The 23,629-nt window shown below is 67.8% G+C and carries 24 protein-coding genes; 13 read left to right on the plus strand and 11 right to left on the minus strand.

Translation table 11 applies throughout. From position 1 onward, the window contains the following. Positions 1 to 86 precede the first annotated feature (86 nt). Positions 87 to 536 carry an HNH endonuclease gene (locus tag ABD768_RS39935; protein ID WP_164601105.1) on the minus strand — a complete coding sequence of 150 codons (450 nt, stop codon included), beginning with the start codon at positions 534 to 536 and terminating at the stop codon, positions 87 to 89. A gap of 146 nt (positions 537 to 682) precedes the next feature. Between ABD768_RS39935 and ABD768_RS39940 the strand changes: the two genes are divergently transcribed. The 3 genes from ABD768_RS39940 (at position 683) to ABD768_RS39950 (ending at position 3,220) form a co-directional block, all read left to right on the plus strand. Continuing rightward, complete coding sequence (locus ABD768_RS39940) at positions 683 to 1,090, plus strand: DUF3151 domain-containing protein (RefSeq protein WP_343974658.1); 408 nt, start codon at positions 683 to 685, stop codon at positions 1,088 to 1,090. A 13-nt stretch (positions 1,091 to 1,103) separates the two neighbouring features. Then, a complete protein-coding gene (locus tag ABD768_RS39945) occupies positions 1,104 to 1,877 on the plus strand; it encodes a 2-phosphosulfolactate phosphatase (RefSeq protein WP_344849659.1) in 774 nt (257 codons plus the stop codon). A gap of 125 nt (positions 1,878 to 2,002) precedes the next feature. After that, positions 2,003 to 3,220, plus strand: a complete 1,218-nt coding sequence (locus ABD768_RS39950; protein ID WP_344849661.1) for an MFS transporter — start codon at positions 2,003 to 2,005, stop codon at positions 3,218 to 3,220. On the opposite strand, the gene ABD768_RS39955 is transcribed toward ABD768_RS39950, so the two are convergent. Continuing rightward, positions 3,211 to 4,032: a DUF6597 domain-containing transcriptional factor gene (locus ABD768_RS39955; RefSeq protein ID WP_343974667.1), complete on the minus strand. Its 822-nt coding sequence runs from the start codon at positions 4,030 to 4,032 to the stop codon at positions 3,211 to 3,213. The genes ABD768_RS39950 and ABD768_RS39955 overlap by 10 nt on opposite strands. An 88-nt stretch (positions 4,033 to 4,120) precedes the next feature. On the opposite strand from ABD768_RS39955, the gene ABD768_RS39960 reads away from it, so the two are divergent. Continuing rightward, positions 4,121 to 4,612 carry a VOC family protein gene (locus tag ABD768_RS39960; protein ID WP_344849664.1) on the plus strand — a complete coding sequence of 164 codons (492 nt, stop codon included), beginning with the start codon at positions 4,121 to 4,123 and terminating at the stop codon, positions 4,610 to 4,612. A 366-nt stretch (positions 4,613 to 4,978) separates the two neighbouring features. Then, positions 4,979 to 6,271 (plus strand): adenylosuccinate synthase, encoded by a 1,293-nt coding sequence (locus ABD768_RS39965; protein WP_343974673.1) that lies wholly within the window; start codon positions 4,979 to 4,981, stop codon positions 6,269 to 6,271. A gap of 90 nt (positions 6,272 to 6,361) precedes the next feature. On the opposite strand, the gene ABD768_RS39970 is transcribed toward ABD768_RS39965, so the two are convergent. After that, positions 6,362 to 8,401, minus strand: coding sequence for a serine/threonine-protein kinase (locus tag ABD768_RS39970; RefSeq protein WP_344849666.1), 2,040 nt, complete (start codon positions 8,399 to 8,401; stop codon positions 6,362 to 6,364). Between the two features lie 156 nt (positions 8,402 to 8,557). On the opposite strand from ABD768_RS39970, the gene ABD768_RS39975 reads away from it, so the two are divergent. Further along, positions 8,558 to 8,863: a DUF1330 domain-containing protein gene (locus ABD768_RS39975; protein ID WP_344849976.1), complete on the plus strand. Its 306-nt coding sequence runs from the start codon at positions 8,558 to 8,560 to the stop codon at positions 8,861 to 8,863. On the opposite strand, the gene ABD768_RS39980 is transcribed toward ABD768_RS39975, so the two are convergent. Continuing rightward, a complete protein-coding gene (locus ABD768_RS39980) occupies positions 8,856 to 9,659 on the minus strand; it encodes an alpha/beta fold hydrolase (RefSeq protein ID WP_344849668.1) in 804 nt (267 codons plus the stop codon). The genes ABD768_RS39975 and ABD768_RS39980 overlap by 8 nt on opposite strands. Before the next feature lie 86 nt (positions 9,660 to 9,745). Between ABD768_RS39980 and ABD768_RS39985 the strand changes: the two genes are divergently transcribed. Next, entirely contained in the window at positions 9,746 to 10,372 is a 627-nt protein-coding gene (locus ABD768_RS39985; RefSeq protein ID WP_343974683.1) for a TetR/AcrR family transcriptional regulator, read from the plus strand. Positions 10,373 to 10,423: 51 nt separating this feature from the next. On the opposite strand, the gene ABD768_RS39990 is transcribed toward ABD768_RS39985, so the two are convergent. Next, complete coding sequence (locus ABD768_RS39990) at positions 10,424 to 12,493, minus strand: sialate O-acetylesterase (protein WP_344849670.1); 2,070 nt, start codon at positions 12,491 to 12,493, stop codon at positions 10,424 to 10,426. Between the two features lie 213 nt (positions 12,494 to 12,706). Between ABD768_RS39990 and ABD768_RS39995 the strand changes: the two genes are divergently transcribed. Continuing rightward, a complete protein-coding gene (locus ABD768_RS39995; RefSeq protein ID WP_344849676.1) occupies positions 12,707 to 13,291 on the plus strand; it encodes a DJ-1/PfpI family protein in 585 nt (194 codons plus the stop codon). Position 13,292: 1 nt separating this feature from the next. Here the strand turns inward: ABD768_RS39995 and ABD768_RS40000 are convergent, their stop codons facing one another. Then, the gene (locus ABD768_RS40000) at positions 13,293 to 14,444 is read right to left on the minus strand and encodes a class I SAM-dependent methyltransferase (protein WP_344849678.1); all 1,152 of its coding nucleotides are present in this window, start codon (positions 14,442 to 14,444) and stop codon (positions 13,293 to 13,295) included. A 79-nt stretch (positions 14,445 to 14,523) separates the two neighbouring features. Continuing rightward, positions 14,524 to 15,225, minus strand: a complete 702-nt coding sequence (locus ABD768_RS40005) for an SDR family oxidoreductase (protein WP_344849685.1) — start codon at positions 15,223 to 15,225, stop codon at positions 14,524 to 14,526. A 98-nt stretch (positions 15,226 to 15,323) separates the two neighbouring features. Here ABD768_RS40005 and ABD768_RS40010 point away from each other — a divergent pair, with 98 nt between their 5' ends. Beyond that, positions 15,324 to 15,914, plus strand: coding sequence for a TetR/AcrR family transcriptional regulator (locus tag ABD768_RS40010; protein WP_344849687.1), 591 nt, complete (start codon positions 15,324 to 15,326; stop codon positions 15,912 to 15,914). Here ABD768_RS40010 and ABD768_RS40015 read toward each other — a convergent pair. Beyond that, entirely contained in the window at positions 15,894 to 17,006 is a 1,113-nt protein-coding gene (locus ABD768_RS40015; RefSeq protein WP_344849689.1) for a glycoside hydrolase family 88 protein, read from the minus strand. The two genes, ABD768_RS40010 and ABD768_RS40015, sit on opposite strands and share 21 nt — an antisense overlap. 180 nt (positions 17,007 to 17,186) lie before the next feature. Here ABD768_RS40015 and ABD768_RS40020 point away from each other — a divergent pair, with 180 nt between their 5' ends. Further along, entirely contained in the window at positions 17,187 to 18,398 is a 1,212-nt protein-coding gene (locus tag ABD768_RS40020; RefSeq protein WP_344849691.1) for an alginate lyase family protein, read from the plus strand. Between the two features lie 111 nt (positions 18,399 to 18,509). Here the strand turns inward: ABD768_RS40020 and ABD768_RS40025 are convergent, their stop codons facing one another. Next, a complete protein-coding gene (locus ABD768_RS40025; protein ID WP_344849693.1) occupies positions 18,510 to 19,346 on the minus strand; it encodes a siderophore-interacting protein in 837 nt (278 codons plus the stop codon). A gap of 120 nt (positions 19,347 to 19,466) precedes the next feature. On the opposite strand from ABD768_RS40025, the gene ABD768_RS40030 reads away from it, so the two are divergent. Genes ABD768_RS40030 through ABD768_RS40040 form a run of 3 tightly spaced genes read left to right on the plus strand, consistent with a single transcriptional unit; the run spans position 19,467 to position 22,517 of the window. After that, positions 19,467 to 20,549 (plus strand): FecCD family ABC transporter permease, encoded by a 1,083-nt coding sequence (locus ABD768_RS40030; RefSeq protein WP_343974710.1) that lies wholly within the window; start codon positions 19,467 to 19,469, stop codon positions 20,547 to 20,549. After that, entirely contained in the window at positions 20,549 to 21,601 is a 1,053-nt protein-coding gene (locus ABD768_RS40035) for a FecCD family ABC transporter permease (protein ID WP_343974713.1), read from the plus strand. The genes ABD768_RS40030 and ABD768_RS40035 overlap by 1 nt, the downstream gene beginning before the upstream one ends. Before the next feature lies 1 nt (position 21,602). Then, positions 21,603 to 22,517, plus strand: a complete 915-nt coding sequence (locus tag ABD768_RS40040; RefSeq protein ID WP_344849696.1) for an ABC transporter ATP-binding protein — start codon at positions 21,603 to 21,605, stop codon at positions 22,515 to 22,517. On the opposite strand, the gene ABD768_RS40045 is transcribed toward ABD768_RS40040, so the two are convergent. After that, positions 22,514 to 23,131 (minus strand): DUF2238 domain-containing protein, encoded by a 618-nt coding sequence (locus ABD768_RS40045; protein WP_344849698.1) that lies wholly within the window; start codon positions 23,129 to 23,131, stop codon positions 22,514 to 22,516. The genes ABD768_RS40040 and ABD768_RS40045 overlap by 4 nt on opposite strands. Before the next feature lie 126 nt (positions 23,132 to 23,257). Beyond that, positions 23,258 to 23,629, minus strand: a complete 372-nt coding sequence (locus ABD768_RS40050; protein WP_343974722.1) for an FKBP-type peptidyl-prolyl cis-trans isomerase — start codon at positions 23,627 to 23,629, stop codon at positions 23,258 to 23,260.

A 23,629-nucleotide genomic window follows, 5' to 3' on the forward strand; every position in this document is an offset into this window, starting at 1 on the left:
AGAAGGTGCACCGGACACCGCCCCGGATCGGCGATCAGTTCAAAGCTGTGGACAGCCGACCGCGAAGAGGGCATAAAAATAGCCCGTCATGTCTGTATGACGAGCTCGGCGCGGGTTGGTACCCAGGGTTGCCAAAGGAGCGGCATGTTGGCCTCGGACGGCGTCCGGTTGCCTTTGCGCTCGTTGCACGAGGCATGGGCGGCGACCGCGTTCAGCCACTCCGTCCGGCCGCCTCTGGATCTCGGTTGGACGTGATCCATCGTGTCGGCGTTGGCCAGCCCGCAGTACGCGCAATGGAACTTGTCCCGGCGCAGTACGCCGTGCTTGCTGTACTTCATCCGGCCGGCGGCGTACCGCCAGTGCGTCACCACATAACGGACCAAGCGGAGCACTCTGGGCACCGGGAAGGGACCGATGGTCCGTTCACCATGCGCCTCTTCGACCACTGCGACCTCGCGGACCAGCATCCGGATGGCGTGCTGGATCGACACGGTGTGCAGCGGCTCGTATGACGCGTTCAGGACGATCACGCTCATCCGGTGCCTCCTTCCGGCCGTAGCTGGGAACCACGGCGGTCTCGACGCAAGGTCTCAAGCATCCGTGGCCATCAGGTGAACGGTCAACGGATTTCGACAGACGGTCACGTGCCGGGATGGCGGCGTGATCGGCGAAGATGTGCTTTATGGAATTGAACAATCTGCTGTCAGGCCCACCCGAGACATTACTCCCCGTCGACCCCGCCGCTGCGGAACTCGCCGCCGGGACCCCCGCAGTCGACCTCGCTGCCAAGTACCCGACCTCTTCGCTGGCCTGGTCGGTGCTCGCCGAGGAGGCCCTGGAGGCAGGGCGCACGATCGAGGCGTACGCCTATGCCCGGACCGGTTACCACCGTGGTCTGGACTCGCTCCGCCGCAACGGCTGGAAGGGGCACGGGCCGGTCCCGTGGGAGCACGAGCCGAACCGGGGCTTCCTGCGTTGCCTGGCCGTCCTCGGCAAGGCAGCGGCGATCATCGACGAGAAGGACGAGGCCGAGCGCTGCACGACCTTCCTCCGCGACTCGTCGCCGACCGCTGCCGACGTGCTTGCTTAAGTAGGTTGTGGGGGTGACCAGCCCCTACGCACAGCAGGGATTCCGCGTCGGCTTCGACTGGGGACCGGCCGGCGCGGCCGCTGTTCCCGGCAGCATTGTGGCGGTGGTGGATGTCTTGTCCTTCACCACTGCCGTCACGGTGGCTGTCGACCTCGGAATCGACGTGTACCCGTACCGCTGGCGCGACGAGACAGCAGTCGCGTACGCCGAACAGCTCGACGCCGTACTGGCCGTAGGCCGGTCGCAAGAGGGCATCACCCTCTCCCCGGCCTCCATCCGCCAGGCCCAGGGTGTGCGAAGACTGGTGCTCCCATCGCCCAACGGCTCGACCATCTCCCAGCAACTCAGCGACAGCGGCTCGACCGTCCTGGCTGTATCCCTGCGCAACACCTCCGCCGCCGCGGACTGGGTTGCTGCCCGGTTGACCGCTGACCCGTCGCTGACCGTGGTCGCGATCGCAGCGGGTGAGAGGTGGACCGACGGCTCGCTGCGCCCGGCAGTGGAGGACCTCTGGGGTGCCGGCGCGTTCGTGGCCGGCCTGGCTGACCGTGGAGTCGGCCCGCTGTCGCCGGAGGCTCGGGCGGCTGCAGCGGCGTACCGGGAGGTGGCGGGGGAGCTCCCCGAAGTGCTGCATGAGTGTGCTGGCGGGCGGGAGCTTGCGGCGTACGGGTTCGCTGGGGACGTGGTGGTTGCGGCAGAGGTGGACATAAGCGGGCTCGTGCCGGTGTTGCAAGGTAGTAGACTCAGCGAGTCATCAAAACCCTCGAGGTTCTGCCCGGTGACATAGCCGGCAGGCGGCGTGCGTCCCCGCTTCCTGCCGAACTTGGACGGTTGTAGGCGGCAACGACGGACCGGCGTAGTAGGACGCCCACGGTCAGGTCACCGCCCCGCCGGGCAGCGGAAGGTACTACCGTGCCGGCACTCACCGGACGGATCCGCACGCCCCAGCACGTGCAGCAGACAGAGAGCGGCTACCGAGTCGCCCTGCGCACCCCGGGAGCGTTGAAGTTCTACCTGGCCGCCGCACCAGCCCGGATCGGCATCGCCATGACCGGCCTGGGCATCGTCTGGCTGGTCCACGGCTCCACCGGCTCGTACGCCCTAGCAGGCGCAGTAACCGGCGGCTTCGCCGTCGCCGAAGCAGTAGGCGGCCCACAAGTAGCCCGCCTAATCGACCGCCACGGCCAACCCCGCATGCTCCCCATCACCCTGCTCCTGCACACCATGGCGATGGCGCTGCTCATCGCCCTGACACTGGCAGCCGCACCGCTCTGGATGCTCGTACTGGCCGGAGTGCTCGCTGGAGCTTCCCTACCCCAGATCGGGGCCCAGACGGCCGCCCGCTGGTCGCACGCTCTCCGGGGAGTCCCAGCTCTCTCCTCTGGGTTCGCCCTGGAGTCACTGGGCACAGGCCTGGCCTTCCTGGTCGGCCCAGCGCTGATTGGCACAGTCAGCGCTCTGGTGTCCCCAGTGGCCGGCTCCATCCTCGCGACAACCCTGGTAGTCAGCGGGGGTCTGTCTCTGGCGGTGCAACGCAGCACGGCGCCACCACCCACCGCCGGCGTCCGCGCTGAAGGCTCAGGACGCCTACTGACCAAGGGATTCCTGGCACTCGCCGGTACCAACGTCGGCGTCGGCCTGTTCTTCGGCAGCATGCAGGTCTCGGTGACTGCCTTCGCCGTCGGCAGAGACTCGGCCTCGCTCGCTGGACCGCTCTACAGCATCACCAGCCTGATCAGCCTGGCAGCCGGAATCGCCTACGGAGCAAGGCGCTGGCGCATGCCTGCCAGGACCCAGTTCGTCGCCGCCATGGCGATCCTGTTCGTCACCACCCTGCCGTTGCTTGCAGCAGACAGTCCGCTGACACTTGCGCTCGCACTGGCTCTACCTGGCTTGGCGCTCGCGCCGATCCAGGTGTTGTCGTCGGTGCTCGCCGAGTCGGAGGTCGAGCCCGCAGTACTCACCCAAGCCTTTACCTGGTTGAACTCTGGCAGTGCAGCCGGCATCGCAATGGGTGCTGCGGTCGCTGGTCGGGCAGTCGACACGCATGGATCGCAGCTGGGGTTCGCCCTCGCCATCGCCGCGACGCTGGTTGCCACCGGGATGGCTGTCGTGGTGCGTCAGCGGTAGGTGATTTGGGATTCGGCGGCGGCTCTGGTGGCGTACTCGGCTGGGGTCAGGCCTATTTGTTCTTTGAATTCGTGGGAGAAGTGGGCCTGGTCGAAGTAGCCGAGGGCGGTGGAGAGGGTGGCCAGGTCGGTGAGCTCGCCGCGGGCCAGCAGGTCGGCTCCGTCGTGGAGGCGGTAGCGGCGTAGGACCCACTTGGGTCCTACGCCGACGTACCGGCGGAAGAGGCGTTGGAGTTTGCGGATGGGGAGGTCGAAGCGCTCGGTGACCTGGTCGACGCGGGTCAGCTCGCGATCCTCGCTCATCGCCGCGATCACCGCCCGGACCAGCTCGTACTGCGCGTCCGCCGCCACCAGGTGATCGGACAGGTACGCCTCGAAGACGGCTCGGCGGCGGACGTCGTCGGACTCGGCGAAGACCAGGTCGGCCAACCGGTCGGCGTCGTCGAACACGTCGCGCAAGGGCAGCACCTGGTCGCGGAACGAGCCGACGTCGAGCCCGGTCATCGCGCCGAACCCGCCGGCCCAGAACTTCACCCCGAAGACCCGGCCCCGGCCGACCAGCTCCCGCTCGAACTTGCGGGTGCAGACCCCGTTCACGAACGCGCCGCCCGGCTCCTCGAACGTCACGTTGACGCACGGATACGGCAGCACCTCGGCCACGTACGGCTCCTGGAGGTCCCACTCGACGATCCAGTACCACTCCACGAACCGGTCGATGCCGGGGCTCGGGAGGAGCCGGCTCAGGCTCCGGTGCCGGGCCTGCTCGCGGGGATGCAGAATGCCGCGCTCGCTGTCGTACGGCTGCCTGGGCACTCCCCGAACCTACGACAACCCACCGACAGAAACCGGGCTGTCGCGTTCTTACAAGACCGGCCACACCTCGTTCGCGAAGACTGACGGCATGACGACGAACAAGGTGAACCCGATCCCGGCCGGCTACCACTCGCTCACCCCCTACCTGGCCGTTTCCGACGGCCCGAAGGCGATCGAGTTCTACACCGGCGTGTTCGGGGCAGAGGTGGTCAGCCGGCAGGACCTGCCCGACGGGCGGCTCGGCCAGGCGGAGCTGCGGTTCGGCGACTCGATGCTGCAGCTGAGCAACGAGATGCCACAGATCGGGCTGCAGGCTCCCACCGGCGAGTGGGTGCACTCGTCGCTGGTGCACTACGTACCGGACGTGGACGCGACCTTCGCGAAGGCGATCGAGGCCGGCGCCCGGCAGATCGAGGCGGTCCAGACGTTCATGACCGGCGACCGCTTCGGCACGATCATCGATCCGTTCGGCCACCGCTGGGCGATCATGACCAAGGTCGAGGACGTCTCCCCGGAGGAAGCCGACCGCCGGATCAAGGAGTGGCTGGCGTCCAACCCGGAGGGGCTCGATGCAACATGATCGACGCCCGCGGCAACGAGCTTGAGAGTTTGTGAATCGCCCGGAATCCCTTGCAGGCATGAAGAAAGCGGCCCGCCGGAACCGTCCCCTGCGGCAGTTTCGGCGGGCCGCTGACTAAGAGTGTGCACGTGATCACGGAAAATGGCAACCCGTCGTGGTGAATTGCGCGCTCGGTGTCACGTGTTGCCCACGCCGACGAGCAACTACGTGGTAATGCGCAGTTCCGGTAGGGTTGGGTCGCAAGAGCCTGGACGCGTCACCGAAGCGAAGCTTTGGTGAACGATGCCCGGGCTTCACCGTTTCTAGCGGCCGGCCACCGAACGGCGACGATGCCGTCCGGGCCGACGCGTGAAGAGGAGGGCTGAGATGCCCGCAATCGTGCTCGTCGGCGCCCAGTGGGGCGATGAGGGCAAAGGCAAGGCGACCGATCTGCTCGGCAACACCGGAGCGACGATCGACTACGTGGTCAAGTTCAACGGCGGCAACAACGCCGGCCACACGGTCGTGATCGGGGACGAGAAGTACGCCCTGCACCTGCTCCCGAGCGGAATCCTGACCCCGGGCGTGACCCCGGTGATCGGCAACGGGGTGGTGGTCGACCTCAGCGTGCTGTTCGAGGAGCTCGACGCGCTGCAGGTCCGCGGGGTGGACACGTCCCGGCTGCTGATCAGCGCGAACGCGCACCTGATCCCGCCGTACAACCGGACCCTGGACAAGGTCGCCGAGCGGTTCCTCGGCAGCCGGAAGATCGGCACCACCGGGCGCGGCATCGGCCCGACGTACGCCGACAAGATGAACCGGATCGGGATCCGGGTCCAGGACCTGTACGACGAGAAGATCCTCGAGCAGAAGGTCACCGGCGCGCTGGAGCAGAAGAACCAGCTGCTGGTGAAGGTCTACAACCGGCGGGCGGTCGAGATCGCCGAGGTGATGGACGAGCTGCTCGGGTACGCCGATCGCCTGCGCCCGATGGTCGCGGACACCCCGCTGCTGCTCGGCCGCGCCCTCGACGAGGGCAAGACGGTCCTGATGGAGGCCGGCCAGGCGACGCTGCTGGACGTCGACCACGGCACCTACCCCTTCGTCACGTCCTCCAACGCGATCTCGGCGGGCGCCTGCACGGGCTCGGGCATCCCGCCGACCCGGATCGATCGCGTGATGGCGGTCGTGAAGGCGTACACGACGCGTGTCGGCGAGGGGCCGTTCCCGACGGAACTGCTGGATGCCGATGGTGAGTGGTTGCGGCAGCAGGGGTTCGAGTTCGGTACGACGACCGGGCGGCCGCGGCGCTGTGGCTGGTACGACGCGGTGATCGCCCGGTACGCGGCGCGCATCAACGGGGTCACCGACTTCGTGCTCACCAAGCTGGACACGTTGACCGGGCGGGAGAAGATCCCGGTCTGCGTCGCGTACGAGGTGAACGGCGTCCGGTACGACGAGATGCCGATGACGCAGACCGACTTCCACCACGCGAAGCCGGTCTACGAGCAGTACGACGGCTGGAGCGAGGACATCACCGGCTGCCGGACCTTCGAGGACCTGCCGAAGAACGCGCAGACCTACGTGAAGGCGGTCGAGGCGCTCAGCGGCGCCCCGATCTCCGCGGTCGGCGTCGGCCCGGAGCGCTCCCAGATGGTCATCCTGGACAACCGCTTCTGATCCCAGGACCCCAGCTGGTCGGCTTGCCGCCGATCGGCTGGGGTTCGTCCTGTACGCCGTACTGCCTCGCGCAGCGTCAGGCGAGCCGGGTCAGCCGTTGCCGATGATGGGCAGGTCTCGGATGATCGGCCAGTCGCCGATGTCGCCGAGGCCGGGGCGGTTGGGGAGCTCCGGCGCTGTGATCGGCTGGCGGGCCCAGGCGGCGCCGTTGCCCGCCGTCGCGTCCTTGAAGATGAGCGCGCCCGCGCCGATCAGGATGGCGGCGATGAGCAGGCTCAGCCAGGCGGGGCGGACGGCTTTGCGGAGAGTGATCTTGGCGCCGCGGCGCAGCGACGTACCGCCTGGTCCCCACCACGCGGTGAACAGCCCGGCGATGCCACCGGCGCCGAAGCCGACCGCGGACAGCGGGACCCACTCGAGGCCGTAGGTGTTGGCGGCGCCGACGGTGACGAAGCCACCGACGATGAAGCCCATGATGACCGGCAGGATCAAGCAGAACACCGTGATCAGCGCCGCTGCGAGCAGGTGCATCGGACTGGCCGCGACCGCCACCAGTCCGTCCGACTTACCGCGACCACCGCGGACCTGACGGCGGCGCATGATCGCCGTACTGCCGCGATCCACGGTCCGTGCAAGAGCAATCAGCAACGCGGCCACCAGCACCCCGAAGCCCGGCGTGTACGCGATCAACCCACCCAGCGCCAGCATGAACCCAACCACCAGCACCGACCGAGCCACCTGCTGATCAGCCGACGCAGGCACATCCGCCCGAGCCACCGGCACAGCAGTATCCCGCCGAGCAACCTCACTCCCACGCTGCTCATAACCCCGAGGCTGAGGCTGGAACTGCGGCTGAAGCTGAGGCTGCGCGGGGTACTGCGGCTGAGGCGCCGGATACTGCGGCTGAGCCGGGTACTGCGGTGGTTGGTAAGCCCCAGGCTGATACCCCTGGTAGTTGACCGGCATCCCAGCAGGCGCAGCAGCGGTAGGAGTAGGACTGTAAGTAGCTGGATGAACAGGTGCTGCGGCAGCAGCGGCCTTCTTCGCCTTCTGCTTGGCGGCTACGTCGCGGAGCATGTCGCGGGCCGGGGCGAAGGCTGAGAGCGGCGGGATCACTGGTGGTACCAGCTGGGCGACCTCAGCGGGGTTGTGGTTGCCAGCAGCAGAGGCACCGGCAGCAGCGGCGGCTGCTGCTTCGTCTTCGGGCATGACCCGGGTCATCACCGCGGTTGGTGGGGTGATGAGGGCGGTCTTGGGGGCCGGTTCGCTAACAGCCTGGGGGTTGGGGATCAGGGCGTCGCGGCCTTCGGCGTAGCGGTTCAGGCCGGCCATGATCTCTGTTTGGGTGGGGCGGTCCCGGCGGTCGGGGGAGAGGGCTGCCGCGAGCAGGGGCTTCAGGCGGGGGTCCAGGCCCTCGAGGTCTGCCTGGCCGGAGTGGACTCGGTGGAGGACTACCTCAAAGGGGCCTTTGCCGAAGGGACGTCGGCCGGTCGCGGCGTAGGCGACGGTGGCCGCCCAGCCCCACCAGTCGGCGGACTCGGAGACCATCTCGCCCTCGATGAGTTCCGGCGCGAGGTAGCCCGGCGTACCGATCACCAGGCCGGTCTGGGTGAGGCGGAGGTCGTCGGCCGCCTGGGCGATGCCGAAGTCGATCATCACCGGCTTGCCGTTGAACATCATCACGTTGCCCGGCTTGAGGTCGCGGTGCACGACCCCCACCTGGTGGATCGCCTGCAGCGACTCCGCCAGACAGCCGGCCACCGGCAGCCAGCGCTGTGGCGTCAGCGGCCCGCGCTCGTCCACCTGCTCGTCCATGGGCCGCCCCGGGACGAACCGTGTCACCAGGTACGGCCGGTCGCTGTGCAGGTCGTGGTCAAGGATCCCCGCGACACCAGGGTGGTTCACCTTCTGCAGGGTCGTCGCCTCGCGCTGCAACCGGGCACGTGCGGTTGGGTCGTGCGCGACGTGCGCCCGCAGTACCTTGAGTGCCACCTCTTTGTGTTCAGGTCCTTCCGCCAGGTAAACGACACCCATGCCGCCCTGCCCGAGCCGTCGGATCAACCGGTACGGCCCGATCCGTTCCTCCAGCACCTCCGTTGGTGTCGAAGGCTGTCCCCCTGTACCTGACATGGCATCCACCGTACGTCGAGACCAGCCCAACCGCTGTCCCGCGACGGAGTCCTTTCGCTATGACCTCGGACGTAATCGTCCTAAAGCGCGTTCCGTCCCAAGCTGTTCTCATCCAAAGGAACGACAGGGAGACCAGCCCATGACGCACACTATGCGATCGCCAACCTGACCAACGTCCGGATGGGCACCGAGATCATCGAGTACCTGCAGAGGATCGACGCCACCCTGGCCCCCTTCGACGGGCACTTCATCGTGCACGGCGGCAGCCCGGAGCACGTCGAGGGGGAGTGGCAGGGGACCCTGATCGTGATCGAGTTCCCCGACTACCAGCACGCACGCGGCTGGTACGACTCCCCGGCGTACCGGGAGATCCTGCCGCTGCGCACGGAGAACTCCGACGGCGTCACGATGCTGCTGGCCGGCGTCGACCGCGAGCACCTGGCCACCGACGTGCTCAGCTGAAGAACCGCAGCAGCACCGGCGCGATCGCGTCCGCGGCCACGTCATGCGTCTGGCCGGGCAGTACTTCGAGAGTCGCCGACGGCAGCACCTTGGCGAGCAACTGGTCGCCTTCGATGATGGATGCGTCGGTCGCGTCGCCGTAGGCGACGAGCGTCTCAACCGCGAGACCGGCGTACCGATCGAGCGTGGTGGGGTCGCCTGACATCGTCTTGCCGACGATGGCGCCGTCGTTGGCGATGGTGTGCGCGACGTCCAGCATGGTCTGCCAGAACGGGCTCTCGATGATGCCGCCGAGGTACTCCTCCGGCATCCCGACCGCCTTGATCAGGAAGATCTTCGCGGCGTCTTCGCGGCGTCCATCGGCGATTGCGGCCTGCAGTTGCTCGACGTAGTCGTCCGGCAGCGGCGGGCGGATGTCGGAGACGATGAACGGCGGCTCGTAGACCGCCAGCTTGGTGATCGGCAGTCCGGCCCGAGCAGCCTCGAGCCCGAGGATCCCGCCCGACGAGATGCCCCAGACCGCGGCCGAACCGCCTGCTGCGGAGATGATCGCGGCGAGGTCGGCCAGTTCGTCGTCGTACGGCGTGGTCGAGGCCTCGTTCCAGCCGCTCTCGCCCCGGCCGCGGCGGTCGTAGGTGTAGACGGTGAAGGAGCCGGACAACAGCTCCGCGATCTGCGCCGAGGTCTGGTTGAAGGCGCGGAACCCGGTGGCCCCGTCGACCAGGATCACGGCCGGGCCGGACCCCACCTGCGAGTAGCCGAGCTCGGTGCCATCGGACGAACGAACAGTGGACATCGGATTCTCCTCACGCTTCGAGTACTGAACCGTACCGTACCCAGAAGAGTACGGTACTGTCTAGTACTGCCGAAAGGAGACGACCGATGCCAGAACTCACCGCCCGCGCGGCGCTCAAGCGCGAGCAGATCCTGGACGCCGCGCTGGAGGCGTTCCTGGAGAACGGCTACGTCGGCGCGAGCATGGACCAGGTCGCGGCCACCGCGTCGGTGTCGAAGCAGACCGTCTACAAGCAGTTCGCCGACAAGGAGCACCTGTTCCGGGCCCTGATCGTCGCGATCAGCGACCGGGTCGAGGACCCGTTCGCTGAGATCGGCCGCGAGGTCGCCGAGGCCGACGACATCGACGATGCGGTACGCCGGCTCGCCGACGCCTTCGTCGGCGGGATCATGACCGAGTCCGTGCAGCAGATGCGCCGGCTGGTGATCGCCGAGGCGGCCCGCTTCCCCGACCTCGGCCAGGAGTACTGGAACCGCGGCTTCGGCCGGGTCCTCCCGACGCTCGCCACCTGCCTGGCCAGGCTGGCCGAACGCGGCCTGCTCGACCTCAAGGACCCGGTGATCGCCGCCAACCACCTGGCCGGCCTGCTGCTCTGGATCCCGAGCAACCGGGTGATGTTCTTCGGCCGGATGGACGCCAACACACCCGAAGACCTCGCCCGCTTCACCGAAGCAGGCGTCGAGGCCTTCCTGGCTGCCTACAAGAAGCGGTAGTACTGGCGCGGCCAATGCCTCGGGGCGGAGGGCACCGGCCGCGCCCGGCTTTTAGGTGACTGGCAACGTGAAGGCGAGCAGCCCGGTCCCAGTGGCATTGGCGATCCAGGGCCCAGCGCCGTTGTGCCCCTGGTAGGTCAGAGCAGTCACACCCGTCGCAGGCCCAGACAGAGTCAGTACGAGTTTCCCGCCGGCCTGGTAGGCCACGGACGACACGGCAACCGCCGCACCGTCCACCCGGAAGTCAGCAGCAACGCCTGCGTCGACAGTCAGCACATCACTCGACCGCAGCTGTACTACGAGTTGCGACCCGCTAGCGCTGACGCGGGAAGGGTTAGGCGGAGCTACCCCAACGGCCGTCCCGCCGTAGAGATCGCGAGCCAGTACTGCGAACGTGTGGTCGCCCAAGTCGCGATACCCACCCAGGTACGCGTAGTGGCACCCGTCATGCCCCGACACCCCGTTGGTGGAGAGCACCGTGACCCCTGCCGTGTCGCCAAGCTCCCGCTGCGCCTCCCGCAAGCTCATCGCGGTCGTATTGCCACAGGGCGACGTGCGCACCTGGTACACGTAGTACCGGGCACTGCTCCCGAAGTCGGATCGCCAATCCTGAAGCAGGGCAGTGAATCCGGCGATGTGCACCGCAGCGTTGTCGTTGTCGGACTCGCCCTGGTACCAGAGCACGCCCCGGACCTGGCCGATCACTCCGGCGGCGCTCAAGCGCTGGCGAAGCCTGCCGTAGTTGGTGGTCACGTCATCGGGGTTAGCGTCGTTGCGCTGGAAGAAGCTGATCGGTTGCCCGCCGTGTGCTCCGTTGACGAGCGCCACCGGCACCTTGTAGGTGTCGACGATCCGCCGGCCCATCCGGATCGCCCACTGCCCGATCGAGCCGGACTGGTTGGTCACGTCACCGGTCGCGTAGTGCCAGACCCGATCGGCGCCCGAGATGCTGGGGTCCGAGGTCGGCGAGCCGTAGCTGCGCAAGTAGGGCGACTCCTCCACGTTGGCAGCGCCGTTGTACTTCGCCGCCTCCGAGTTGGACTGCCCCTGCACCACATAGACGTCACCGGACACCACACTGTCCCGCCGAGCCACTACCCGGTCGAAGCCCGGACCAGTAGCCCGCACCTCGAAGCTGTACTCCTGCAGGCCCGCTTTGATCCTCGGGGTGAACCGGAAGGTGCTCGATGTCGAGCTGTACGTGTCCGTGTGGCCGTTGCTGGTTACCCGCAGCTGCACCCGGCGTACTCGGGGATCGGTGACCCGCCCGGCCACCGGTACCGTCGAGCCGCCCTTGGCGTCGCGGGGGATCAACTGCCGGTCCTGCGGTGACTCGCTGAGCGCGACGACCACAGTACGGACGTACGCGGTGAATCGGCGCTGGGAGTAGCGGTTCGCGTTGTTGGCGAAGGTCCAGTCGGGTTGGCCCGTCAGGTTGGTGCCGATGCCGAGGGACAGCGTGCTGTTGTCCGACTCGGTGAACGTGTTGATCGCGAAGACCTGCTTGGCCGCGAGGTCCGACGGTCGGCTGGGCCCGATCTGCGCGACCTGGAACGAGCCGTAGCCGAGTGGCGAGGTCGGGTTGTCGTCGACGTCGAAGGTAATCGGCGACGCGTTCGAGACCTGGGTGCTGGCGCTCTCCTGGTACTGGTTCGGCCACATCTCCAGGTAGCCGGTCTGGCCGGTGCCACTCGTCACGCTGGGCACGTTCGACTGGACGTCCAGATCGCTCACGCGCTGCCGGACGAGTTCACCAGGCCTCGTCGGCAGTCCGATCCGCCTTGCGTCGCTGGAGAACGGCTCCATCGCCGTCCAGACCCACTGTGGTCCGTCGGGTCCGTTGAGCTCCACGCAGTAGCCGACCCGGTCGAAGTTGGCGCCGATCTCGGCGGTCCGGTCGAGGCTGTACGGCGGGGTCTCGTTGAGCCAGCCGGCCTGCTGCGGGATGTCCAGCTGGAGGACCGGGGTGAAGCCCGCGGCGGCGGTGTCGCAGCTGGTTGCGGCCGACTGTCCGGAGGAGGTCGCGACTGCCGGTGCCACCACCGCCTGCAGGGTGGCAGTGGTGGCGATCAGGGTGGTGGCGATGGTGACGATCGAGCCGGCGTTGACGCGTCGAGGCATGGGCGGACCTCCATGGGCGGGATGTCTCCACCATGGGTAGCGGGTCGCTCACCCTTCGTGCGAGCTTTCTGCGCTCAGCGGTCCGATCCCTGCGCCGAGCGGTTGTGACTACCACTTTCTGTGCGCCGGTGTTCGAGTGCGTTGGCTGGAATCTAGCGAACGATGTCTATCGCGCCACTTTCGCTGTGGCGGCGGTCACGATGAGCTGGTGCCATGCGAATCGAGATCCTGGTGTTCGACGGTGTGGACGAGATGGACGTGATGGGCCCGTTCGAGGTCTGGAGCCACGCGTCCCGCCGGCCGGAGTTCGAGCTGGCCCTGGTCGGGCTCGACGGCCCGGCGTCGGTGACCGGGTTGCACGGCCTGGAGTTCAAAGCGCCGGAAGGACTCGGTACGCCGGACGCGCTGTTCGTCCCCGGTGGCGGCTGGATGAACCGCGCCGAGCGCGGGTCCTGGGCGCAACGCGCGGTGTTGGCGCCGAGGATCGCCGAGGTCGCGCCCCACACCCAATGGATCGGCTCGGTCTGCACCGGCTCGATGCTGCTGGCCGAGGCCGGCCTGGTGAAGGGCCGCCCGGCCACGACGAACCGCGGCGCCTGGCATGAGCTGGAGACCTTCGGCGCCGACGTGAAGCACAACCGTGTCGTCGACGACGGCGACCTGGTGACGGCCGGCGGCATCACGGCCGGCATCGACCTCGCCCTGCACATCGTCGAGCGCGAGATCTCGGCCGAGGTCGCGGACGGCATCGCGGCGACGATGGAGTACGCCCGGGTCCGGGACGTCTACCGGAGCTGAATCACCTTCTGCGTAAGAGGATTCCGCGGCTGCCGCGTTTGCGGAGGTAGGCGCGGCCGTTGACGACCGTTTCGACTCGCGGGGTGACGAGGTCGAGTTGTTGCTCGACCGACCACGCAGGCGGCCAGGCCTGGTGCGCCAGGACCTCGGGGTCCATCGAGACGAAGAGGCGGTCGGTGGGGAAGCGGTCGAGGAGAGTGAGGTCCTGGCCGTAGTACAGCATCTCGATCAGCAGGTACGCCGAACCCGTCAGTCGCCGTGTCGTCGTCAGCTCCTCGAAGCTGTGCGGGTGGATCCGGACGGCACCCTCGACGTTCTCGTGCAGCCTTGCCAGGCTCTCCAACCGGGAAAGGAAGGCCGGATTCGGCTCGGTGGCATCGACCGAGTAGCCGTCGGCGAGCAGTCGCCGAGTCAGCGCGCCTTCGCACGCACCGACCTCGATGACCTGCCCGGCCGCCGGATCGAGATGCGCGCGTACCCAGGCTGCCGTCGCGTCCAGCCGCTCGATCTCGTACGCCGAAATCGCGAACTCCCACGGATCGGGCACGATCGCCGCGTCCGAACTCATGCTGCCCATCAACGCGAACAGCCGGGCGCGCTCGTCGCCGTCCGCGTCGAAGAACCGCTCGACCGAGTGGAGCCGACGCGTCACGAGGGCGTTCTCGTCCTCCTCGCCCAACAGGAGCAGGTCGGCGCAGTGCGTGTTGACGAAGTCGAGCTTGGCGTCGATGACCGGCTGCTCGAGCCGTACGTCGAAGTCGGACTTCCACTGGAACCAGTGCCCGTCGCCGACTGCATGCCGCACCGGCGCCCGCCCGAGTGCGGAAGCGAGGTCGAGCGCCCACCGGCCACGGCTCGAACGGGTGTCGGCGGGGGAGTGGGTCCAGACGGTCGCCCTGACGTCGCCGGTCTCGAGCGCGATCGCGTCGGCCGCGCTGCCCGGCGAGAACGGTTTCGCGCCCTCGCCGGACGTCTGCAGCAGGTCGGCCAGCGGCGCCAGGCGGCCGGCGAGCGGGACTCCCGCCGGCAGCTTCAGATAGGCACCGCGGTCGGCGATGACCAGATGCACTTCGCGGCCGGAGCCTGGATCGAGAACGGAGAGGAAGTCCACCACGACGTCCTCGGGACGCGTCACCGCAACGACATCAATCATCGAGAACCATTTTACGCAAGAAGGTTACGAAAAGACGTCCCGCGCGTGTCGCCTGGTGCCTCGAGTACCGGCGTGACGGTCAGCGCTTGAGTTCGGTGTAGACGTCGGAGATGTCGCCGGCGATCGCGGTCTTGGCCCAGCGGGCGGTGTCGTCGGCCAGTACTTCGTACGCGTTGGACTCGATGCCGTCGAGGGCTGCCTTGGCGACGTCGGCCGGGGCGGTCTTCGGCCCGGGAGCGTTGGCGGCCATCTCGGTGTCGACGTAGCCCATGTGCAGGCCGGTGACGTTGATACCGCGGTCGAGGACCTCGAGTCGCAGTGAGTTGCTGGCCAGCCAGAGAGCGCCCTTCGTCGCGGAGTACGCGCCGTGCCGGGCGACCCAGGACAGGGCCGAGTGGGCGTTCAGGATGTGGCCGCCACCGTTGCGCTCGATCACCGGGACGAGGGCGCGGGTCAGGTTCAGTGGGCCGAAGAAGTTGATCTCGAAGACGTCCCGGAGCGCCTCGAACGGCACGTCGAGGTAGGTGTCCGGCGAGCTGCCGCCGGCGTTGTTGATCAGCACGGTCACGTCCTGCACCTGGCTGACCAAGGCGTCGACCGAGGCCTGGTCGGTGACCTCCAGCGGCAGCGCGACGACGCGCGGGTCGGTGCTCGGCTTCGGGTTGCGGGCGGTCGCGTAGATCTTCTTCACGCCGCGGGTCAGCAGGTCGTCGACGAGTGCCTTGCCGATACCGCGCTGGCCGCCGGTGACGAGAACGACGGCGCCTTCGAGGGTGGTCATGTCAGATGCTCCTGGGGGGAGAAGGATGGAAACCGATCTGTTTCCAGACTCTAAACCGATCGGTTTCCAAACGCAAATCCAGCCGGTACGCTCGGGGTATGAACACCCAGGCGACACCCCGTGAGCGGCTGCTGGACGCCGCGGGCGAACTCTTCTACCGAGACGGCGTCAACATCGGCGTGGACGCGCTCTGCAAGGCGGCCGGCGTCTCGAAGAAGTCGATGTACCAGCTGTTCCGCTCGAAGGACGAGTTGATCGCCGAGAGCCTGGCCAGCGTCGGACCGGGGTACCAGCACGCGCTGGAGCCGGACGCCGGCGACGGGCCGACGCCGCGCGAGCGGATCCTGGCAGTGTTCGTGAAGCTCGACCAGCAAAGCCGCAAGGGCGACTTCTACGGCTGCCCGTTCGTCAGTACGGCGTTCGAGCTCAAGAACCCGGAGCACCCGGGCAGCGTGGTCGCGCGGCACTTCAAGCAGCGGCTGACCGACTTCTTCCTCGGCGAACTGGTGGCGGCCGGGGTCGACGACCCCGAGGGGATGGCGATCCAGCTGACGATGGCCTTCGACGGCGCGAGCGCCCGGGCCGTCGTACGGGCCCAGGCGCTCAACGGCGTCGGGATCAGGATGGCGGAGGCACTCCTGGATGCCGCCGGAGTGAAGGCTCCCGAGCTAGCCGGCCAGGCCCGCTAGTTCGGAGCCGGCGAGCAGGAAGCCGCCGACGCCGAAGTCGGCGGTCGAGTCGTAGGTGATCGGCTGGCTCGACTCCGGCCGGTCGCCGACCTTCTGGACATAGCCGAGGAAACCGTCCGGATGGACGGCCGTCGCGGCCATTCCGTTCCAGGCGCGCGCCGCCGTCGAGAGATAGCCACTGCCGGTCACCAAACCGGTTTTGATCGCGTATGCCGTGGCATAGGTGAAGAATGCCGTGCCACTGGTCTCCGGGCCGGGCAGATGTTGCGGGTCGGCGAGATTGACGTTCCAGAATCCGTCGGTCCGCTGGATCGGCCGCAACGCACCCACCAGTTGCGTCAGCGTGCTCCGGTACTCGGCCACATTCGCCTGGGTCGCGGGCAATGCCTTCAATGTCTTCACGTGCCCGGCTGCGACCCAGCCGTTGCCCCGTGACCAGAGCACCGGCTTGCCGTTCGGTGAGACGATCTTGCCGGGCAGGAACCGGTCGTCGCGGTACCAGAGGCCGCGCGACGGAACGTACAGACCGCGCCTGGTCTTGGTGTCGTTGTAGAGCTGGTAGAGCTTCGTCCAGTACGCCGGATCGCCGCGCAGCTTGCCGATCCGGGCGAACGGCGGCATCGCCATGTGCAACGCGTCGTCCCACCACCAGTCGTCGATCTTGCTACTGGCAACCATCAGGCTCAGCGTGTCCGTTGCCGCAGTCAACTTGTTGGCGGAAGGCTCTATTTCGTAGAGATCCAGGTAGGCCTGGATGGCCGTGTGGTTGTCGGCGTGCCGGGTGGTGACGCCGCCCATGATCCCGTACGAATGCTTCTCGGCCCAGCTGCGGGTGTAGTCGAGATAGCGCTTCTCGTCGGTCAGCCGGTAGGCGGCCATCAGACCGCTGAAGAAGGTCGCCCGGGCCCAGCCGTTGTCGCCGGAGTCGGGGTGGGTGGCGATCCATTGATCGGCGACCCGGCGTACCAGGCCGACGATCTGTGTTTTCGCCGGAAGAACGTCGGAGGGCGGGGCGGCGAAGGCGGTGACGGAGGGTAGTGTCGGGGCGGCCATGACGGCGGTTCCGAGACTCAGGAAGTGGCGTCGTTTCATGGGACAAGACCTCACTTTGTTCCAGATTTAATGGGACAAATCAGATTTCTGTTCCAGGGTGAAATTGGTGCTGGCTTGGATATTGACGCCTTCACCCTCTGTCGTCAAACTTCCGAAAAGACTCTTCGGTAGTGGGGGGAACCGGCGAGTCTTTCCGCCCCCACATGCAAGGACCCGCCCATGAAGAAGAAAGCAGTCGTTCCAGCCCTGGTCGCCGCTTGCGCGGCTTTGGTCGCCGGCTTTTTGACCAGCCCGGCCGTCGCCGCTCCGAAGGCGGAGGCAACGATCCAGGCGCCGCTCGCGCCGGCCACCTTCACGCACCCCGGCGTCGGCGTCAGCGCCGCGCAGCTCGACTTCGTCCGCGCCAAGGTCAACGCCGGCGCGCAGCCCTGGACGAACGCGTTCAACCAGGCCAAGAACAGCGTGTACGGCTCGCTGTCGCGGACGCCGAAGGCCCGAGCGGTGGTCGAGTGCGGCCCGTACTCCAACCCCGACATCGGTTGCCGCGACGAGCGCGGCGATGCGATCGCGGCGTACACGGACGCGGTGATCTGGTACATCACCCGTGACGATCGCTATGCCCAGAAGTCGATCCAGCTGATGGACGCCTGGTCGGCGACGATCCAGGACCACACCAACAGCAACGCGCCGCTGCAGACCGCCTGGTCGGCCTCGTCGTGGCCGAAGGCCGCCGAGATCATCAAGCACGTCTACGGCAACTGGCCGAACTCGGCCCGGTTCGGCACGATGCTGCGCAACGTCTACCTGCCCGAGATCATCAACGGCTCGAACTCCAACGGCAACTGGGAGTTGAGCATGACCGAGGCGATCCAGGGCATCGGTGTGTTCCTGGAGGACCGGACCGTCTACGACAAGGCGATCTCGCTGTACCGGGTCCGCGTCCCCGCCTTCGTCTATCTGGAGTCCGACGGCGCGCTGCCGAAGACCAAGCCGAGCCAGAACCTCAACACCCGCGACAAGATCGTCGCGTACTGGCAAGGCCAGGGCACCTTCGTCACCGGCCTGACCCAGGAGACCTGCCGCGACTTCGTCCACACCGGCTACGGCATCGCCGCGATCGGGCACGTGCTGGAGACGTCCCGAATCCAGGGCATCGACCTCTACCCCGAGTTCGGTGAGCGCCTGCGCCAGGCGCTCGGCTTCCAGTCCCGCTGGGAACGCAACCTGGAGCCGGTACCGTCCTGGCTGTGCGGCGGCAGCGTCAACCGCGGCCTCGGCCCGATCACCGAGGTCGGCTACAACGCCCTGCACACCCGCCTGGGCATCGCCATGGCCAACACCCAAGCCCTCACCGAATCCCGCCGCCCAGCCGGCACCAACGACCTCTTCGTAGCCTGGGAAACCCTCACCCACGCGGAAAACCCCAGCTGATCAACCGCCAGAAGTAGCGACCTCGAACACCCAGCGGCGACCTCGGACACGTTATTGCTTGTTCAAGGTCGCCGTTTGGTGTTCAAGGTCGCGTTGGCGGGCGATAGCGCGTCAGATCTGGGGTTCGCCGCGTTTCCAGTAGCCCTGGAAGGAGATGGCGGGTTTGGGGAGGCCGACGGTGTTGACGAGGTGGCGGCGGATTTGTTTGATCATGGCGGATTCGCCGGCTACCCAGGCGTAGTCGAGGTCGAAGGGGAGGGTTGCCGATTTGAGGGCCTCTGGCAACGACTGAGGGGTGTCGGTGGGGGCGCCGGTGTGGGGGAGCCAGGTGATGTCTACGCGGCCGGGGCTGGGGAGGGGGCGGATGTCGCGGATGTCGGGGACTTCGACGAAGACGGTTGCCTGTACGTGGGGTGGCAGCTGCTCGAGGATGCCGGCCAGGGCGGGGAGTGCGGTTTCGTCGGCGACCAGTACGCGGCTCAGGCTTGTTGCCGGGGGCACGTAGTCCACGCCGGACATCAGCAGGCCCTTGGTGCTGGTGGTGTCGACGGCGAAGGGCAGGATCAGGCCTGTCTCGGCGCCGACGGAGACGGAGCTGACCCAGGCTGAGGCCGGGCCGTTCACGCCATGCAGCACGAACTCGATGTCGAGCTCGCCGATCTCGGGGCGGAGTGCGCGCACCGTGTACGTCCGCATGATGAAGCGCTCGTCGGCGGGCTGGGCGCACCACTCGGCGTACCAGTTGTCGCCGGCGGGTAGCCGCAGCTCGCCGCCGTCGGGCGGGGCGAGCAGCACCTTGATGCGCTGGTCGGGGCCGGCCGTGACCGCGTCCGCGATCCGCGGGGCCACGAAGGTCACCCGGCGCAGGTGCGCGCTGAGGTCGTCGACCGCCGCCACGGTAGCCATCACCGCGCTGAAGTCGATCGGGCGCTCGAGCACTGTCGTCATGCCAGTGTCTCCGTCAGGGAAAGTAGTGACAAAGCAGGGGTTCAGGTGCAGGCCGGGAGCGAGCCGGGTTATGGTGAAGCACCTAAAGGTTAGCCTTACCTAAGAGGATCCTAAAGTCCAATGCCACCGCCCTCCGTGACCGACACGGCTTCCGCCGGCCATGCGGTAGCCGCTCCTGCCGGCGGTCAGCGGCGCCCGCGCGCCCGGCGTACGACGCTCATCATCGGCTTGATCGTCTGCGTAGCGCTGCTGGTCCTGGTCACGCTGCTCAGCATCGCGGTCGGCTCGAAGCAGATCCCGCTGTCGACCGTGATCGACGCCCTGCGCCATTACGACGCGGGCAACACCGACCACGTGATCATCCGGTCGCTGCGGGTGCCCCGGACCGCGATCGGCCTCATGGTCGGCGCGGCGCTCGGCCTGTCGGGCGCGCTGATGCAGGGCGTGACCCGCAACCCGCTCGCCGACCCGGGAATCCTCGGCGTCAACGGTGGTGCCGCCCTCTTTGTTGTCGCTGGCATCTATTGGTTCGGGCTGACCTCACTGACGGCGTACGTCTGGCTCGCCTTCGCCGGCGCGGCCGCTGCCTCCGTCGCGGTCTATCTCCTCGGCTCCCTCGGACGAGAAGGCGCGACCCCGGTCAAGCTCGCCCTGGCCGGCGCAGCACTGACCGCCATGCTCGGCTCGCTGACCACCGCGCTGCTGATCGGCGACGTCGACACCTTCGACCAGTTCCGGTTCTGGGCGGTCGGTTCGCTGGCCGGCCGCGGTTCGGACATCGCCGGCCAGGTCGCGCCGTTCATCCTGATCGGCATCGTGCTCGCGCTGATCTCCGGCCGCGTCCTCAACGCGCTCTCGCTCGGCGACGACGTGGCCCGCTCCCTCGGCCAGCGGGTCGGCATGGCGCGGATCTTCACCGCGATCACCGTCGTACTGCTCTGTGGCGCGGCGACAGCGGCCGCGGGACCGATCGGTTTCATCGGCCTCACCATCCCGCACATCGCCCGCCTGGTGACAGGCCCGGACTACCGCTGGATCCTGCCGTACTCGATGCTGCTCGCCCCGATCCTGCTGCTCGGCTCGGACGTGATCGGCCGCGTCGTCGCCCAGCCCGGTGAACTCCAGGTCGGGATCGTCACCGCCGTGATCGGCGCACCGTTCTTCATTGCCCTGGTACGCCGACGGAAGCTGGCGGACCTCTGATGGCCAGTGTCACCGCGGAGCACTCGCCCGCCCAGATCATCGCCCGGGCACGCGCCGTCCGGCAGGCTCGCAACCTGGCCGTGGTCGTCGTGCTGGCTGTCGTCGTCTTCGCCATCTTCTGCGTCTCGCTGTCGCTGGGCGACTTCAAGATCCCGGTCATCGACGTCGTCAAGACGCTCTTCGGCGGCGGCGACAAGGCGACCGAGTTCATCGTCAATCGGCTCCGGCTGCCGCGCGCGCTGACCGCGATCCTGGTCGGCGCGGCACTCGGCATCTCCGGCGCGATCTTCCAGAGCATCGCCCGCAACCCGCTGGCCAGCCCGGACATCATCGGCGTCACGTATGGCGCGAGCGCGTTCGCGGTCTTCGCGATCGTCACCCTCAGCCTGACCGGCTGGGCAGTGGCCGGCTTCGCGATCTTCGGCGCGCTGGTCACGGCGCTGACCATGTACCTGCTCGCGTGGCGGCGTGGGGTGTCGAGCTACCGGCTGATCCTGGTCGGGATCGGGATCGGCGCGATCGCCACCAGCATCACGTCGTACCTGCTGACCAAGGCCCGGGTCGAGATCGCCCAGCAGGCGTTCATCTGGCTGACCGGCAGCCTGAACGGGCGGGACTGGTCGCACGTCCGCATGATGGCGATCATGCTGGTACTGGCCGCGCCGGTGACGATGGTCCTGGTGCACCGGCTGCGCATCCTGCAGCTCGGCGACGAGACGGCGTACGGGCTGGGGCTGCGGGTCGAGGGCACCCGGCTGGGGCTGATCGTGGTCGCCGTCCTGCTGGCCGCGGTCGCGACGGCGGCGGCCGGACCGATCGGTTTCGTCGCCTTCGTCGCACCGCCGATCGCTCGCTGGCTGACCCGCTCACCAGGGCCGGCGCTGGTCGCGTCCGCGCTGATCGGCGCCTTGGTGATCGCTTTGTCGGACGTCGTCGCGCAGCACGCGCTGGGCCACACCCAGCTGCCGGTCGGGGTCATCACCGGGGTGATCGGCGCGCCGTACCTGATGTTCCTCTTGGCCCGGACGAACCGGATCGGAAGTGGTGGCTGACATGGAGACGCACGTGGAGCACAGCCTGTCGGCCGAGCACCTCGCCGTCGGATACGACCAGCGGGAGATCATCCACGACCTGTCGGTGCGGATCCCGACCGGCAAGATCAGCGTGATCGTCGGCGCGAACGCGTGTGGCAAGTCGACCCTGCTGAAGACGCTGGCCCGGCTGCTCAAGCCGAGCCGTGGCACCGTCCTGCTGGACGGCAAGAGCATCCAGTCGATCCCGACCCGCGCGGTGGCGTTGAAGCTCGGGCTGCTGCCGCAGTCGCCGACCGCGCCGGAGGGCATCACCGTCGCCGACCTGGTCGGCCGCGGCCGGTATCCGCGGCAGGGCTGGATCCGGCAGTGGACCAAGGGCGACGACGAGGCGATCGCGGACGCGATGCTGTCGACCGACGTACTGGAGATCGCCGACCGGCCGATCGACGAACTGTCCGGTGGGCAGCGGCAGCGGGTCTGGATCGCGATGGCGCTCGCGCAGGAGACCGACATCTTGCTGCTCGACGAGCCGACGACGTTCCTGGACCTGACGCATCAGTTCGAGGTACTGGATCTGCTGGTCGATCTGAACAAGCGCGACCAGCGGACCATCGTGCTCGTCCTGCACGATCTCAACCAGGCCTGCCGCTTCGGCGACCACCTGATCGCGATGAAGGACGGCGCGATCGTTGCTGAGGGCAACCCGAGCGAGGTGATCACCGAGCAGGTCGTCCAGGACGTCTTCGGCCTGGCGGTGAAGGTCATCCCGGACCCGGTCGCCGGTACGCCGATGGTCGTCCCGATCGGCCGCCACACGACCCGCACCGATCAGCCGGCAACCAACGGGCGGTTGGCTGCCGCGGAGAACCCAGCAGCCAAAGCCCTGGCCGCCTCCGCCGCCGCGAACGGAATCTGCCGGCCGACCGACCGCTAGGAATTCCTGCGGGATACCTGGAAGTAGATCAGGCCGGCCAGCAAGGCGCCCAGGGTGCCGAGGGTCAGGTCGCCGAGGGTGTCGGTGTAGGCGGTTTGCAGTTCGGGGGAGTGGCGGACGAAGGCGACGTACTCGCCGAGCTCCCAGATCACCGCAGCAGTGGCGCCGAAGCCCAGGGCAACGAAGGTGGTGAGCCCGCGGGTGAGGTCGCGCGGGGCGAAGGCGGTCAGGACTCCGGCCGTGAGCAAGCCCCACAGGATGAAGTGCATCGCGTCGTCCCACCAGTTGATGGTGTCGAACAGGTTGAGCCGGTTGCCGAGCAGGTCGACCAGCCACGGCAGCGTGATGAGCAGGTCGGCATGCCACGGGAAGGCCTTGTGCAGCTTGCTTCTCGTCCGGCCGTACGCGAACCACCACAGCGGAAGTACCAGCGCGCCGAGCGGGTATACGACCAGCCGGGCGCCGGAGGCCTTGCCCTTGATGCCGCTGAGGTCCGGCCAGATGATTGCTGTCAGCAACAAGGCGAACAGCGCGACCTTGGCCAGCAGGGCGGCGTACTTCGTCCAGTCGGTCCTGGCCGGTGCCGGAGCAGTGGTGGCAACCATCGTCGTCATGCCTCCCAGTCAACCGGCTCGAGCGGCGGCGCGGATGCGTAGTACTACGTAAAAGGCCCCCGATCGCGTCATTGTGACGCAACCAGGGGCCAGGCGTCAGCAGGCGACGCCGATGGTTTGGAGGGATCAGCTCACGCTGAGCAGGTCGACCACGAAGATCAGGGTCTCGCCGGGCTTGATCGCGTTGCCCGCGCCGCGGTCGCCGTAGCCCAGGTGCGGCGGGATGACGAGCTTGCGCCGGCCGCCCACCTTCATGCCCTGGACGCCGGTGTCCCAGCCCTGGATGACCTGGCCGACGCCGAGCTGGAAGGCCAGCGGCGCGCCCCGGTTGTACGAGGCGTCGAACTCCTCGCCGGTCGAGTGGGCGACCCCTACGTAGTGCACGTTGACGCGGGAACCGGCCTTGGCCTCGTCGCCGTCGCCCTCGGTGATGTCGGTGATCTCCAGATCCGCCGGCGGCGGGCCATCCGGAAAGTCGATCTCAGGCTTGTCAGTCAT

Origin of the sequence: Kribbella ginsengisoli (assembly GCF_039537185.1) — a bacterium.
GTDB classification, from domain to species: domain Bacteria; phylum Actinomycetota; class Actinomycetes; order Propionibacteriales; family Kribbellaceae; genus Kribbella; species Kribbella koreensis.